14 protein-coding genes are annotated in these 14,156 nt (G+C 68.7%); 7 read left to right on the plus strand and 7 right to left on the minus strand.

Translation table 11 applies throughout. From position 1 onward, the window contains the following. Positions 1–7: 7 nt before the first annotated feature. A complete protein-coding gene (locus tag L324_RS40405; RefSeq protein ID WP_037321581.1) occupies positions 8–889 on the plus strand; it encodes a hypothetical protein in 882 nt (293 codons plus the stop codon). Here L324_RS40405 and L324_RS40410 read toward each other — a convergent pair. Both L324_RS40410 and L324_RS40415 read right to left on the minus strand, forming a co-directional pair. Beyond that, positions 886–1,449, minus strand: coding sequence for a hypothetical protein (locus L324_RS40410; RefSeq protein WP_037321584.1), 564 nt, complete (start codon positions 1,447–1,449; stop codon positions 886–888). The genes L324_RS40405 and L324_RS40410 overlap by 4 nt on opposite strands. A 57-nt stretch (positions 1,450–1,506) precedes the next feature. Next, positions 1,507–2,019, minus strand: coding sequence for a mycothiol transferase (locus L324_RS40415; protein WP_037321586.1), 513 nt, complete (start codon positions 2,017–2,019; stop codon positions 1,507–1,509). 127 nt (positions 2,020–2,146) lie between these two features. Between L324_RS40415 and L324_RS40420 the strand changes: the two genes are divergently transcribed. Both L324_RS40420 and recQ read left to right on the plus strand, forming a co-directional pair. Further along, a complete protein-coding gene (locus L324_RS40420; RefSeq protein ID WP_037321588.1) occupies positions 2,147–2,497 on the plus strand; it encodes an ArsR/SmtB family transcription factor in 351 nt (116 codons plus the stop codon). 10 nt (positions 2,498–2,507) lie between these two features. Then, positions 2,508–4,343, plus strand: a complete 1,836-nt coding sequence (gene recQ / locus L324_RS40425) for a DNA helicase RecQ (protein ID WP_037321591.1) — start codon at positions 2,508–2,510, stop codon at positions 4,341–4,343. Between the two features lie 23 nt (positions 4,344–4,366). Here the strand turns inward: recQ and L324_RS40430 are convergent, their stop codons facing one another. Beyond that, a complete protein-coding gene (locus L324_RS40430) occupies positions 4,367–4,585 on the minus strand; it encodes an antitoxin (RefSeq protein ID WP_016335889.1) in 219 nt (72 codons plus the stop codon). A 162-nt stretch (positions 4,586–4,747) separates the two neighbouring features. Between L324_RS40430 and add the strand changes: the two genes are divergently transcribed. After that, positions 4,748–5,722: an adenosine deaminase gene (add, locus tag L324_RS40435; RefSeq protein ID WP_037321596.1), complete on the plus strand. Its 975-nt coding sequence runs from the start codon at positions 4,748–4,750 to the stop codon at positions 5,720–5,722. A 69-nt stretch (positions 5,723–5,791) separates the two neighbouring features. Here the strand turns inward: add and L324_RS44045 are convergent, their stop codons facing one another. After that, on the minus strand, positions 5,792–7,219 hold the full coding sequence (locus L324_RS44045) for a cellulase family glycosylhydrolase (protein ID WP_037321598.1): 1,428 nt from the start codon (positions 7,217–7,219) through the stop codon (positions 5,792–5,794). A 274-nt stretch (positions 7,220–7,493) separates the two neighbouring features. Here L324_RS44045 and L324_RS40445 point away from each other — a divergent pair, with 274 nt between their 5' ends. Further along, the gene (locus L324_RS40445; RefSeq protein WP_235783792.1) at positions 7,494–8,315 is read left to right on the plus strand and encodes a lytic transglycosylase domain-containing protein; all 822 of its coding nucleotides are present in this window, start codon (positions 7,494–7,496) and stop codon (positions 8,313–8,315) included. A gap of 42 nt (positions 8,316–8,357) precedes the next feature. On the opposite strand, the gene L324_RS40450 is transcribed toward L324_RS40445, so the two are convergent. Genes L324_RS40450 through L324_RS40460 form a run of 3 tightly spaced genes read right to left on the minus strand, consistent with a single transcriptional unit; the run spans position 8,358 to position 12,052 of the window. After that, positions 8,358–9,707, minus strand: a complete 1,350-nt coding sequence (locus L324_RS40450; RefSeq protein ID WP_037321600.1) for a vWA domain-containing protein — start codon at positions 9,705–9,707, stop codon at positions 8,358–8,360. Then, positions 9,704–10,585, minus strand: a complete 882-nt coding sequence (locus L324_RS40455; RefSeq protein ID WP_037321603.1) for an AAA family ATPase — start codon at positions 10,583–10,585, stop codon at positions 9,704–9,706. Before L324_RS40455 ends, L324_RS40450 begins: the two co-directional genes overlap by 4 nt. Before the next feature lie 21 nt (positions 10,586–10,606). Further along, a complete protein-coding gene (locus L324_RS40460) occupies positions 10,607–12,052 on the minus strand; it encodes an MFS transporter (RefSeq protein ID WP_037321605.1) in 1,446 nt (481 codons plus the stop codon). Positions 12,053–12,114: 62 nt separating this feature from the next. Here L324_RS40460 and L324_RS40465 point away from each other — a divergent pair, with 62 nt between their 5' ends. Beyond that, positions 12,115–13,086 (plus strand): helix-turn-helix transcriptional regulator, encoded by a 972-nt coding sequence (locus L324_RS40465; protein WP_235783793.1) that lies wholly within the window; start codon positions 12,115–12,117, stop codon positions 13,084–13,086. Further along, complete coding sequence (gene mgrA / locus L324_RS40470; RefSeq protein ID WP_037321607.1) at positions 13,083–14,114, plus strand: L-glyceraldehyde 3-phosphate reductase; 1,032 nt, start codon at positions 13,083–13,085, stop codon at positions 14,112–14,114. Before L324_RS40465 ends, mgrA begins: the two co-directional genes overlap by 4 nt. Positions 14,115–14,156 lie beyond the last annotated feature (42 nt).

A 14,156-nucleotide genomic window follows, 5' to 3' on the forward strand; every position in this document is an offset into this window, starting at 1 on the left:
GAGGACGATGGACTTCGACGAGGTCGCGGACGAGCTCTACGCCGGTGATCCGGCGGAGTTCGTCGCGGTGCGCAACCAGCGGGCGAAAGAGGCCAAGGCGGCGGGTGACGCCGCCTTGGCCGAACGTATCCGCGCGCTCCGGAAACCCACGCTCGCGGCCACGATCCTCAACCGCCGGGCCGGTTCCCCCGAACTGGAGGAACTGGCCAGGCTGGGCGAAGACCTGCGGAAGGCGCATTCGGCGCTGGCCGGTGCGGACCTGCGCAAGCTCACCCGGCGACGACAGGAACTGGTGAACCAGGTCCTGCAGGCCGAACGCTCCATGAGCGAGCCGGTCGCCCGAGAGGTCGAGGCGACCCTCGAAGCCATCGTGGCCGATCCCGAGGTGGCGGCGCTGGCCTTGGCCGGACGCCTGAGCACCGGCGCGGACAGCGCGGGCGACCAGTGGCTGACGAGCGGATTCATTCCGCGCCCGAAGCGGGAACCCGCCCCGGAACGGGAGAAACCCGCCACCGTGTCGCATTTGGACGATCGGCGGAAGGCGAAGCGGGAAGCCGCCGACGCCGCCGCGTCGAAGGCCGAGCAGGAGCGGATCGCGAAGGCCCGCGAGGAAGCCGAGCGCGAGCACAAGCGGGTGGCGGAGTTCAACCGGCTCCGGCGTGAGGCCGCCGATCTCGCGAAAGCCTGCAAGCAGGCCGAAATCGATCTCGCCCGTGCCGAACGCCGCGCCGAGAAGAGCACGGAGAAGGCGAACGAACTCCGGCGGCGGCTCGCCGACGCCGAACTCGAGGAAGAGGCGGCGAACGGTGAGACCACCGCCGCCCAAGCCACCCTGGACGATCTGCGTTCCGAAGCGAAGCGGATCGACGAGGCCCTCGAAGAGTTCTAGGACGCGACCGGTTCACGGACCCGCGCGGCGGTCATCCGCCGGCCGTACGGTGTCTTCCCGCCCGGCTTGTACACCGACAGCACGGTCATGGTCAGGTACATCGTCGTGGACACGATGATCGGGTAGAACCCGTCCGGGCGTCGCCCGGCCTCGACGAACACTCCGTCCACAGTGGACACGGTGAGCGCGGCCAGCTCCCGGAGACCCGGCAACAGCGAGAACAGGGTCAGCCCCGTCGCGATCAGCGTCAGCACCAGTTTGATCGCGACCCAGTGGTACCGGATCAGCCCCCATTTCGTGCCGACGCTGAGCACGATCCCGCTGACCAGGGCGACCAGGCTCACCGGCAGCAGCAGGGAACCGCCGATCTGGTCCATCATCAGGATGGCCGCGTGCTGGCGCCGGGGGTCGTCGGTGAACACTGAGGTGAAGGTCAGTACCGCGTTCACCAGCGTGATCCCGAGCCAGCCGAGGGACGAGACGACGTGCACGACGAGGACGGGCTTCCGCCACCGCGGGGTGAGCGTCTTCGGCCGTCGCCGCACTGCGGGAGTACTCATGCGACCAGTGTTTCCGCGCGCCGAGCCCCCGTCGTCCGTCGTGGAGCGGCACCTGCCCTACGTAGCGCGGAGTACGAGTCCCCGGACGAACGCGGCCTGCCCGGCGTGCTGGAGATCGTCGGAAAGCACGCTGACCAGGCGTACCCCGAGGGTGACGGGCGGATCCCACGCGTCGTCGACGATACGGTCGAGAGCGGCTTCGTCCAGACCCGCGATCCAGGCCGTCGTCGCCTCGTGCACCGCGTCGTAGTACCCCGTCAGCAGGTCGGCGGAGTCGACACGCACCGCTTCGACGTCCTCCGGCCGGTGCCCGTACCCGATGTCGGCCGCCGGGAACGGCAGCTCGAACCGGTCCAGCCAGCCTCCCGAGGTCCAGATCTGCTCGGTACCCATGAGGTCGGCGACGTGATCGTCCTGGACCCTGGTCAGATGCCAGACCAGCCAGGCGATCGTGTTCGCACCAGGCCCCGGGCTCTCGGTCAGCTGCTCGGCGCTCAACTCCTTGACGGCCTCGTGCACGACCTCCTGGACACGGCCGAACCCGTCGGCCAGCACCTCGGCGAGTTTCATCGCTTCCCCTTCCGGCGTTTCCCGGTGCGGACTACCCGCACGCCGTCCACCGGAAACGATGCCACCACAAGGTGACCAAGACCTGGCAACCTTGACTTATATAAGTTCGGGCCGTGATAGTTGCCGGATGCACGCGTTCGACGTCCTCGGGGATCCGGTGCGCCGCCGGATCCTGGAACTGCTGGTGGACGGGGAACAGAGTTCCGGCGACGTGACCGCGGTGGTCCGCGCCGAGTTCGGGATCTCGCAGCCCGCCGTCTCGCAGCATCTGCGTGTCCTGCGCGAGAACGGTTTCACCACCGTCCGGGCCGAAGGCGCGCGCCGGCTGTACTCGGTGGATCCCGGCCCGCTCAAGGAGATCGACGGCTGGCTCGACCAGTACCGCCGGTTCTGGACGGGGCCGCTCGACGCGCTCGCCACCGAGATCGCGCGCGGCCGCCGCGATGTCGCCGGAAAACGTGTCGGACCCCGCCCCTAGAATCCTCCGGGTGGCAGCCCCCGACATCGGTACCTCGGAAGCCCTCGAAACGCTGAACCGCGTCTTCGGCTACGACAGCTTCCGCGGTGACCAGCAGGCCATCGTCGAACACGTCATCGCAGGTGGTGACGCGCTCGTCCTCATGCCCACCGGCGGCGGGAAATCGCTGTGCTACCAGATCCCGGCGCTGGTCCGGCCGGGTGTCGGGGTGGTGATCTCGCCGCTGATCGCGTTGATGCAGGACCAGGTCGACGCGCTGCGCAACCTCGGCGTGCGCGCGGGTTTCCTCAACTCGACGCAGGACTACACCGAGCGCAACCGGGTCGAAGCCGCGTTCCTCTCCGGTGATCTCGATCTGCTGTACCTGGCGCCGGAACGGCTGTCGGTCGAATCGACGGTACGGCTGCTCGACCGCGGCAAGATCTCGCTGTTCGCGATCGACGAGGCGCACTGCGTCTCCCAGTGGGGGCACGACTTCCGGCCCGACTACCTGATGCTGTCCGCGGTGCACGAACGCTGGCCGGACGTGCCGAGGATCGCGCTCACCGCCACCGCCACGAAGACGACGCACGCCGAGATCGCGTCCCGGCTCAACCTCGAGGACGCGCGGCACTTCGTCGCGAGCTTCGACCGGCCGAACATCCAGTACCGGATCGTCGGCAAGAACTCACCGCAGCGCCAGTTGCTGGAACTGCTGCGCACCGAGCACAAGGGTGACGCGGGGATCGTCTACTGCCTGTCGCGGAACTCGGTGGAGAAGACCGCGGACTTCCTGGTGGAGAACGGGATTCCGGCGGTGCCCTATCACGCGGGGCTGGACGCGCGGACGAGGGCGAAGCACCAGTCGCGGTTCCTGCGCGAGGACGGACTGATCGTCGTCGCGACGATCGCGTTCGGTATGGGCATCGACAAGCCGGACGTGCGGTTCGTCGCGCATCTGGACCTGCCGAAGTCCGTCGAGGGCTACTACCAGGAGACAGGGCGCGCGGGCCGGGACGGGCTGCCGTCGACGGCGTGGCTGGCGTACGGCCTCCAGGACGTCGTGCAGCAGCGCAAGATGATCGACATGTCGGAGGGCTCCGAGGCGCACAAGCGGCAGCAGAGTGCCCACCTCAACGCGATGCTCGCGCTGTGTGAGACGGTCGAATGCCGTCGGGTGCAGGTGCTGACCTACTTCGGGCAGCGCAGTGAGCCGTGCGGGAACTGCGATACCTGCCTCGCGCCGCCGGAGACCTGGGACGGCACGATCCCGGCGCAGAAACTCCTCTCCACCATCGTCCGGCTGCAGAACGAGCGGCGGCAGAAGTTCGGCGCGGGGCAGATCATCGACATCCTGCTCGGCAAGTCGACACCGAAGGTGACCCAGCACCGCCACGATTCGCTGAAGGTCTTCGGGATCGGCACGGAGCTGAAGGAGCAGGAGTGGCGGGCCGTCGTCCGGCAGCTGCTGGCGCAGGGGCTCGCCGCGGTCGAGGGTGACTACGGCTCGCTCGTGCTCACGGAGGGCAGCGCCGAGGTCCTGAACGGCCAGCGGAAGGTCCAGCTGCGGCGTGAGCCGGAGCGGGCGGCCAAGGCGGCGGCCCGGTCCAGCGCGAAGAAGGCGGCGGCCGCCGACATGCCGGCCGAGGCGGCGCCGGTGTTCGAGCTGCTGCGTTCGTGGCGAGCCGCGGCGGCGAAGGAGCAGGGGGTGCCCGCGTACGTGATCTTCCACGACGCGACCCTGCGCCAGATCGCCACCAAACGGCCCGCCACGCTGCAGGAGCTGGGTACGGTCAGCGGCGTCGGTGAGAACAAGCTCGCGAAGTACGGCGAGCAGATCCTCGAGACGCTTTCAGCTCAGAGCTAGCTCAGAAGCCGGTTCAGAGCGGCTCAGTGCTCGTAGGGGCGACGGGGCGGCCGTCCGGTCATCCCGTCGACTTTGCGCACCGCGCCGTCGATCTGGCTGTGGTACTTGCCCTTCGTCTTGTGGTCGACGAAGGTCGCGGCCTTGTTCACGACCTTGGAAACCTTCTCAGGGTTCTTCCGCACGTAGGCGCGCACGGCCCCGGCGGTGCCGGCCAGGGCGGTCAACTTCCGCAGTAGAGGCACTGTGGTCCCTTTCCTCGGGGTCGTCTGGTGTCCTGCTCAACGACCGGTAGTGGTCATCGGGTTCCCCGTAGCGCGCCAAATCACTCATTTCGGGTGGCGACACCGGTCAGGCCCCCGGAAAACGGGGCGCGCCAGGGGGCCGGTGGCACTAAGTTCGGGCCCATGCGGGATCTTTCGCTGCTGCCCAAGGCGCATCTGCACGTCCATCTCGAAAGCACCATCCGGCCGGACACGCTCCGTGACCTCGGCGAGGCCAACGGCGTCGCCGTCCCGGCCGAACAACCCGTTTTCGACGGATTCCGCGCGTTCGGTGACTACAACGGACTGCTCCGCTCCTGTCTGCGGCGGCCGGAGGACTTCGAACGGGTGGCGCGCGAGTTCTGCGAGGACCAGGTCGCGGACGGCGTCCGCTACGCCGAGGTCACCTTCACGGCGGCGGCACACGGCGAACGGCTCGGCGAGCCGGACATGCCGCTCGCGTCCGTCCTCAAAGGACTCTCGACGGGCGCGGCCGAATACGGGCTCGTCACCCGGGTGATCCTGGACCACTCGCGCCGCCGACCGGTCGACCGCGCCCGGCTCACCCTCGACCTCGCGCGCCGGTACGCGCCGGACGGGGTGATCGCCATCGGACTGGCGGGCGAGGAGAAGTACCCGCTCGCACCTTTCGCGGAGATCTGCGACGAGGCCGACGAGGCCGGGCTGCACCTGATCCACCACGCCGGGGAGGACGCGGGCCCGGACAGCATCCGCGAAGCGCTCGACCTCGGGCACAGCGAACGGATCGGCCACGGCATCCGGATCCTGGAGGACGTCGCGCTGGTCGCCGAGGTGCGGGAACGCGGTATCGCGCTGGAGGTCTGCCCGTCGTCGAACGTGACGCTCGGGCTCGTGCCGTCGTTCGAGGAGCACCCGCTCCCCCGGCTGGTCGACGCCGGGCTCGTGGTCACCCTCAGCACCGACGTCCCGTCGGTCACCGGGACCACGCTGACCGACGAGTTCCTGCGCACCCGGGAGGCGTTCGCCTACGACGATCTCGCGCTCGCCGGCCTCGCGAGGGCGTCCGTCGACGCGTCCTTCGCGCCCCCGGACCTCAAGCGTTCGATCCACGCCGGCATCGACGCCTGGCTCACCTGACGCATTTCGTCCTCTGCTTGCGGTAGTTGCACACGCAAGGACCGCAAGCAGAGGACGAAACGCAAGGGATCAGCCGGTCGGGAAGTCGTCCGGCGTGCGGATGCGGTCCCGCACCCAGACACCGGCGGGCTTCAGCATCGACGTGCCGGTGAACGAACTCCCGGCACAGGTCCCGCTCTTGAACACCGCGCCGGAGCGGAAGTCGTCGGAGAAGTTCCAGTTGGTCCAGCCGATCTTCTTGGCGGCCAGCAGATCGAGGTACTTCTGCGAGTAGGTGAAGTCGTTCCCGCCGTCACCCGTGTAGGTCTGGGTGCCGAATTCCGTGATGAACACCGGGATCCGGTCGGCGGTCCGCGCCAGCGCGTCGTAGTGCTCGTCCTGGTGCGACGCCGCGTAGAAGTGGAAGGTGTACATGATGTTGGTGGCGTTGACCGGGTTGTTCAGGATGTCGGTCTCGTCGCGCCCGTCGGAGATGCCGAACGTCGACCAGCCATGGGTACCGAGGAAGACGACGCTGTCGGGGTCCTGCGCGCGGATCACCGGGATGATCTGCTCGGCGTAGCTCTTCACCCGTGCCCACGTGACGTTGTTCGGCTCGTTGGCGACGTCGTAGATGATGTTGACCTTGTCCTTGTGCCGCTGGGCGATCTCGGTGAAGAACGTCTTGGCGAGACTCAGGTTCGCGTTGGGGTCGCCCGGGTCGAGCTGATGCCAGTCGACGAGGACGTACATCCCGCGTTTCGTGGCCTCTTCGATGTAGTTGTGCATCATGTCGGTGTACTTGCGCGGATCGCTCTCGTAGCCGCCTTCCTGGATGTACATGGCGACCCGCAGGATGTCGGCCTTCCAGTCGGTGGCCAGCGCGTCCAGCGAAGCGGTCTTGACGCATTGGCTGTACCACTGGATCCCGTGCGTGCTCATCCCGCGCAGCTGGATGGGCTTGCCGTACTGATTGCACAGTTTGACGCCGCAGACGTGGAGCTTTCCGTTGATCTCCACCGGGGTCCCGGCGATCGGGCCGCCACCGCCGCCGTCGACGGACAGGGAGTCGGCGTTGGGCCCGCCGTTCACCGTGACGGCGGTGGTGCGGATCTTGTTGGTGCCCGCGGCGAGGTTCACCGTCGCGGCGACGGTGCGCCAGGTCGTCCACGCGCCGGTGCCCGCGAACGCGAGGTCGTCGACAGCCAGTGTTCCGTTGACGGTGACGTCGAGCGGGCGGTTGGCCGTGGTTCCGTTCGCGTAGCGGAAGGTCAGCGTGTGCTGTCCCGCCTGCGCGGCGGTGACGGTGTATTCGACGTAGCTGCCGGTGACGTTGTCGTAGTTGACGAAACCGCTGCCGGTGAATCCCGCGTGGTTCGCTTCGACCACACCTTGCGAGATCAGCGCGTTCTCGGCTTCGTACTGGACGGGAGCCGCGGGAGCGGACTGGGCGGAGAGCGGGAGCGAGGCGGCCGCGAGGACCGTGACCAGCGCCGCGCGCCATCTTGGGCGTACCACTTTGTGCCTCCTTCAGATGCTGCGATGCATTCCGTGGAGCCGGGCGCGGCGAGCCCTCGTTAAGAAACCTTCCTAACGCGGACTAGTGTCACCATCCGGCCGAACCGCTGTCAACCGGGTGAACGGCGTGAACTGGGCGCTTCGGGCGTCGAGCCCCGCGTTTCGTCCTCTGGATGCGGTAGTTGCGCGTGCAACTACCGCATCCAGAGGACGAAACGCAGAGCGGACGGCGGGCTTCACAACTTCTCCACAAGCGTCACGTACCGTGGAACCGGTGACCGCTTCGTCCCCTTCGACCCTGGACCTCGTGGGCCAGTGGCAACCGCCGCCCCGGAAACGTGGTCCTCGTGGCTGCGTGATGCTCACGCTGCTGGTGGTGGGCGCCTTGATGGCCGGAGTCGTGTGGGTGGCGGTCAGCCTCGGCGACCGCGAGCCGGTGCCGGTCAAACCGGAGTTCGTCGTCCCCGCGCTTCAGCCCGCCCCGCGTTCCGCGATCCCCGGTGACGCCGGACCGCTGCCCGCGGAGGCCACGAAGGACGCCTGGATCGCGAAGGTGTCGGAGAACACGGATATCCCTTCACGCACGCTTCGGGCGTACGTGAACGCGGCCGAGAAGACCGCGAAGGCCACTCCGCGTTGCGAGATCACCTGGGCGACCATCGCCGGGATCGGCCGGACCGAATCCCAGCACGCCCGGCACGACGGTTCCCGCGCCGGCGAGGACGGCGTCGTGACGCCGCCGATCATCGGCATCCCGCTCGATGGCTCCCCCGGGGTGCTCGCGGTGGTCGACACCGACAAGGGTGCCCTCGACGGCGACCCGAAATGGGATCGCGCGGTCGGGCCGATGCAGTTCCTGCCCGCCACCTGGAAGCGGTACGGCGTCCGCGCGAACGGTGACGGCGCCGCGCCGGATCCGCAGAACATCGACGACGCCGCGCTGACGACAGCGCGGTACATGTGCGCGCGGGGCGGCGACCTCGGCAAGCCCGCCGGCTGGTGGAGCGCGGTGCTGACCTACAACAACTCCACCCAGTACGGGCAGGAAGTGTTCAGCAACGCCGACGCCTACGGGAAAGCCGCACTCAAGCCCTGAAGTCTCGTGAGTGGTGATGACGGTTCTAACCGTCATCACCACTCACGAGACCAACCTGGTCACCAGCCGGGTCAGCTGGTGCACGTTCCGGCATTCGTGCATTTCGACGACCTCCGCGTAGGCGTGCGCCTCGGAGTCCCCGGTGGACCACAGCGCGGTCCGCTCGGGATTGAGCCAGTACGTATGCCTCGCCGCGGCGGCGATTCCGCGCACGGCGTCGAGGTTCGGGTCTCCGCCGTTGGTCCTGGCGTCGCCGAGGATGAGCATGGATGTCCTGGGGCCCACGGCGTCCGCGTAGCGCTCGGCGAATTCCCCCAGCGCGTGCCCGTAATCGCTGTGCCCGTCCCACCTGGTCAGCTCGGCGTCAGCGAGGATGCGCGCGCCCAGATCCTCCGGATCCGCGGCGCCGGTGTCGACGAGGTGGGTGATCTCGTCGCACGCGTCGATGAACGCGAACACCCGCACCTTGCTGAACTGATCGCGCAGTGCCTGGACGAGCAGCATGGTGAAGTTGGCGAAGCCGGCCACCGAACCCGACATGTCGCACAGCAGCACGATTTCCGGCCTTCCCGGCCGGTGCCGCCGGTACGACGGCCGCATCGGGACGCCGCCGGTGGACAGCGAACGCCGCAGCGTCCGGCGAAGGTCGATCTGCCCGCGCGCGTGACGGCGGCGCCGGGCGGCCAGCCGGGTGGCGAGCTTGCGCGACAAGGGCTGCACGACGCGGCGGAGTTCGGCGAGCTGCGCGCGGCTGGCGAGCAGGAAGTCGACGCGGTCGGCGGAGGGCGGGACGGCGTGCCGCGAAACCCTTTCCCGGCCACGGACTTCCGCGACCCGGCGGCGGGCCTCGGTCCGGACGAGGCCGCGGAACCCTTCGACCCGGCGGCGGACGTCGTCCCGGTCCAATCTGTCGGTGAAGTCGTCCGAAGTTCCCGCGCGGATCGCTTCGAGCACCCGGACGACGAGCGTCTGCGGCTGAAGCCGTTCCAGCGTCTGGTGTGCAGACCAGCCGCCGGTCCCCGCCGTGCCGCTGCCGTACTCCCCCAGCATGTCGACGGCGAGCCCGGCCAATTGAGTCAGTTCGGTCTGGTCGTTGTCGGCCAGCGCGGTGGCGAGGCGATCGCGCAACGAGGCCAGGTCGTCGACAGGGTCCTGCGACGGCGCGCCGACGCCGAGCGGGAAGTAGAGGTCGAACGTCGCGTCGAACACCGCGCGCTGACCGCCGCGCCGGACCAGTGCCGCCGCGAGCCCCTCCCGCATCTGCTCGCGTGAGGCGAGGCCCAGCACTTCGAGTGCCGCGGCGGCGTCGACCGTCTCACTGGGACCCGCCGGGATCCCGTGTTCCCGCAACGCTTCCACGAATTCGACGAGCCTGCCCGGCACGCCGCTCACGAGTCGAGGACCTTGCCGAGTTCCAGCCGCGCGTCCGCCTTCACGACGTCGTCCTGATGTTTGAGGATGACGCCGAGGCTCGCGCGGACGACGTCCTCGCCGAGGGTGTCGGCGCCGAGGGCGAGCAGCGTCCTGGCCCAGTCGATGGTCTCCGCGACCGACGGCGCCTTCCGCAGTTCCATCGCCCGCAGCGCGGTGATCACCTTGATCACCGACGCCGCGAGCGCGTCGTCGACGCCGGGCACCTTGAGCCGCACGATGCGCTGCTCCAGTGCCGCGTCGGGGAAATCGATGTGCAGGAACAGGCAGCGCCGCCGCAGCGCCTCGGAAAGCTCCCGCGTCGCGTTCGAGGTCAGCACCACGAACGGTTTGCGCCCGGCGGTGATCGTGCCGAGTTCCGGGACGGTGATCTGGAAGTCGCCGAGGACCTCCAGCAGCAGGCCCTCGATCTCGACGTCGGCCTTGTCGGTCTCGTCGATGAGCAGGACCGTCGGCTCGTCGCCCTTGATGGCCGTCAGCAGCGGCCGGGCCAGCAGGAACTCCTCACCGAAGATGTCGTTGCGGGCTTCGTCCCATGTCTCGTCCTTGCCCGCGGTGATCCGGAGAAGCTGCTTCGCGTGGTTCCACTCGTACAGCGCGCGGGACTCGTCGACGCCTTCGTAGCACTGCAGCCGCACGAGCCGGGAGCCGCTGGCCTGCGCGACCGCCTTCGCCAGCTCGGTCTTGCCGACCCCCGCGGGGCCCTCGATCAGCAACGGCTTGCCGAGGGCGTCCGCGAGGAACACCGTGGTGGCGACGGCCGCCGAAGCCAGGTACCCGGTGTCGGCGAGCTTCGCCGTGACGTCTTCGACGGAAGTGAAGTACCCGGTCCCAGCCACGCGGCCTCCCAGCTCGATCGCCTACCCGGCCGACTCTACGTCGCGGATCCGCTTGGGCAGCAGGAAACCGACCGCGAAGGTGAGCATCACCATCACCGCGACCACCCAGAACGTTCGCTGGGCGGCGGCCGTGGGATCGGCGGTCCCGGCGTCGAAGAACACCGTGCCCAGCAGCGCGAGCCCCAGCGCGCCGCCGACCTGCTGGAGCGAGGTCAGCGCGCCGGACGCCGATCCGGCCTCGGCAGGTTCCACCCCGGACAGGGCGATCTCGAAGTACGGACCCATGATCAGCCCCGAGCCGATCCCGACCACCAGCAACGCGGGCGCGATCTGCCACGGGCCGGTCTCCGGGCCGAGGAGCAGCAGCAACGCGACCACCCCGGCGGTCATGATCAGCGCGCCGGTGTGCAGCACCTTGCGCCCGTGCTTGCGCACCGCCTGCACCAGGCCCATCCCGACGATCATCCCCAGCGACATCGGCACCCCGGTCAGCCCGGCCTTGAGCGGCGAGAAACCGAGCCCGAGCTGCAGGTACAGCGTGAAGACCAGACCGAAACCGGAGAACGCCGCGAAGTAGATCGTCCCGGTCGCCATCCCGGCGAGGAAGCTGCGCTTGCGGAACAGGCTCGGTTCGACCAGCGGGGCACCGCCGCGGCGGCTCTTGCGCTTCTCGAACCAGGCGAAGACCGCGAAGACCGCGACCGAGGCGGCCATCATCGCGAACGTCCACAGCGGCCAGCCGTATTCACGGCCCTGCACCAGCGGGAAGACGATCAGCAGCGCTCCGGTCGTGGCGAGCAGCGCACCGGGGATGTCGAGGGTGAGCGAACCGCCGGTCCGGGACGCGGGCAGGAACTTCAGCGCGGCCAGCACGGCCAGCGCGCCGATCGGGAGGTTGATCAGGAAGATCATCCGCCAGCCGGTGCCGAAGAGGTCGGCGTCGACCAGCCAGCCGGCGAGGATCGGGCCGCCGATCGCGGCCAGCCCCATGACCGGGCCGAACATGCCGAACGCGGACTGCAGTTCCTTGCCGGTGAACATCTCCTTCATCATGCCGAGGCCCTGCGGGACCATCGCGGCGCCGAAGAGGCCTTGCACCACCCGCGCGGTGATGATCATTTCGGGGCTCACGGCGATCGCGCAGAACAGCGAACCGACGACGAAGCCGATCGCGCCGATCAGGAACATGCGCTTGCGGCCGAAGATGTCGCCGAGCCGTCCGCCGGTGAGCAGACCGGACACCATCGCGAGGGTGTAGGCCACGCCGAGCCACTGGATCATCGCCGTCCCGCCGCCGAGCGAGGCGCGCATGACCGGCCCGGCGATGCTCGTGACCGTCATGTCGAGCAGCTCCATGATCGAACCGGTCAGGATCACGAACAGGGCGGGCCAGCGCCAGCGGTACGGCGTCTCCGCGAGGGTGTTTTCCGAGGTCACGACGCTCGGGGTGTCCACTGTCATCGTCATGGGACCAACGCTAAAGTCGATTCCGGCCACTTTCTGACCGGAATCGGAGCGAATCTGGATTCATGGCGAACACGAGTGCGCGGATGCTGCGGTTGCTGTCCCTGCTGCAGACACACCGCTTCTGGTCGGGAACGGAACTGAGCGACAAACTCGAGGTGAGCGAGCGGACGCTGAGACGCGACGTCGAACGGCTCCGCGAGCTGGGCTATCCGGTCAACGCGAGCCGCGGCGTCGCGGGCGGCTACCAGCTGCGGTCGGGCACGGTCATGCCGCCGCTGCTGCTGGACGACGAGGAGGCCGTGGCGATCGCGGTCGGCCTGCGGACGGCGGCGAGCGGCTCGGTCGAGGGTATCGAGGAGACTTCGGTCCGGGCGCTGACGAAGGTCGTCCAGGTGATGCCGCCACGGCTGCGCAGACGCGTCGACGCGCTCCAGGCGTACACGACGCCGGCTGCCGTCACGGGGCCGCGGGTCAACGCGGCCAGCCTGACGGTGATCGCGCAGGCCTGCCGGGACGACGAGCGGCTGAAGTTCGACTACGCGGCACGCGGTGGTGAGGAGTCCGCGCGGCTGGTCGAACCGCACCGGCTCGTCTCGCTCGGCCGCCGGTGGTACCTGGTGGCGTGGGACCTCGACCGGGTCGACTGGCGCACCTTCCGCGTCGACAGGCTCACCGATCCGCGCACCACCGGCGCCCGCTACCGGCCGAGGGAGATCCCGGGCGGGGACGCGGTCAAGTTCGTCGAGGCCCAGATCAAGGCCAGGCCGACCACGCATACCCTGGTCGTCCGGGTCGACGCGCCGAAAGCGCGGGTCGAGGCGGCGGTGCGGTATCTCGGCGGCGCGCTCGAAGCGATCGACGAGCGGAGCTGCCGTCTGACGATGAACGTCGACACCTTCGACTGGCCCGTGCTGATCCTGGCCGCCATCGGCGCGCCCTTCGAGGTCGAGCGGCCGTCGGCCTTCAAGGATCACCTCGGCTCTGTCGCCGCGCTCTTCGCGCAGGCGTCCGGACAGCTAGCATCGGGCGCGTGAGCACCTATGTCGCGGCCGAGGGCCGATACGAGAGCATCCCCTACCGCCGCACCGGGCGCAGTGGCCTGAAGCTGCCCGCGATCTCGCTGGGCCTGTGGCACAACTTCGGGCACGACAAACCGCTGGGCACGCAACGGGCCATCGCGCGGCGGGCGTTCGATCTGGGCATCACCCATTTCGACCTCGCCAACAACTACGGCCCGCCCTACGGCTCGGCCGAGGAGAACTTCGGCAGGCTGCTGGCGTCGGATTTCAAGCCGTACCGCGACGAACTCGTCGTTTCGACCAAGGCGGGCTACGACATGTGGCCCGGCCCGTACGGCGAATGGGGCTCACGCAAGTACCTCCTGTCCTCTTTGGACCAATCGCTCGCGCGGATGGGCCTGGACTACGTCGACATCTTCTACTCACACCGGTTCGACCCGGAGACGCCGCTCGAAGAGACCGTCGGCGCGCTGGACACCGCCGTCCGTTCGGGGCGTGCGCTGTACGTCGGCATCTCGTCGTACTCGTCGGAGAAGACCGCCGAAGCCGCGCGGCTCCTGCGGGAACTGGGTACGCCGCTGTTGATCCACCAGCCGTCGTACTCGATGTTCAACCGGTGGCTCGAAGGCGACAAGCTGCTCGACACCCTCGAAGCCGAGGGTGCGGGTTGCATCGCGTTCTCGCCCCTGGCACAAGGCATGCTGACCAGCCGTTATCTCGACGGGATCCCGGAGGATTCCCGTGCCGCGCAAGGCAAATCGCTGAACCCGGACACGATCACCGAGAGCACCCTCGGCAAGATCCGGGCATTGAACGAGATCGCCGGGCGGCGCGGCCAGACGCTGGCGCAGCTCGCGCTCGCGTGGGGCCTGCGTGACCCGCGGATGACGTCGGTACTGATCGGTGCGAGCAGTGTCGCGCAACTGGAGGACAACGTCGGCGCCTTGAAGAACCTGCATTTCACCAACGAAGAACTGGCCGAGATCGACCGCTACGCCACCGAGGCCGACATCAACCTGTGGAAGCGGTCCACGGACGCGTGATCGGCTCGCTGCTGTGAAGGTCACCTTGATGGCAGGCCCTGA

The organism is Amycolatopsis orientalis DSM 40040 = KCTC 9412 (genome assembly GCF_000478275.1).
Lineage (GTDB): Bacteria > Actinomycetota > Actinomycetes > Mycobacteriales > Pseudonocardiaceae > Amycolatopsis > Amycolatopsis orientalis.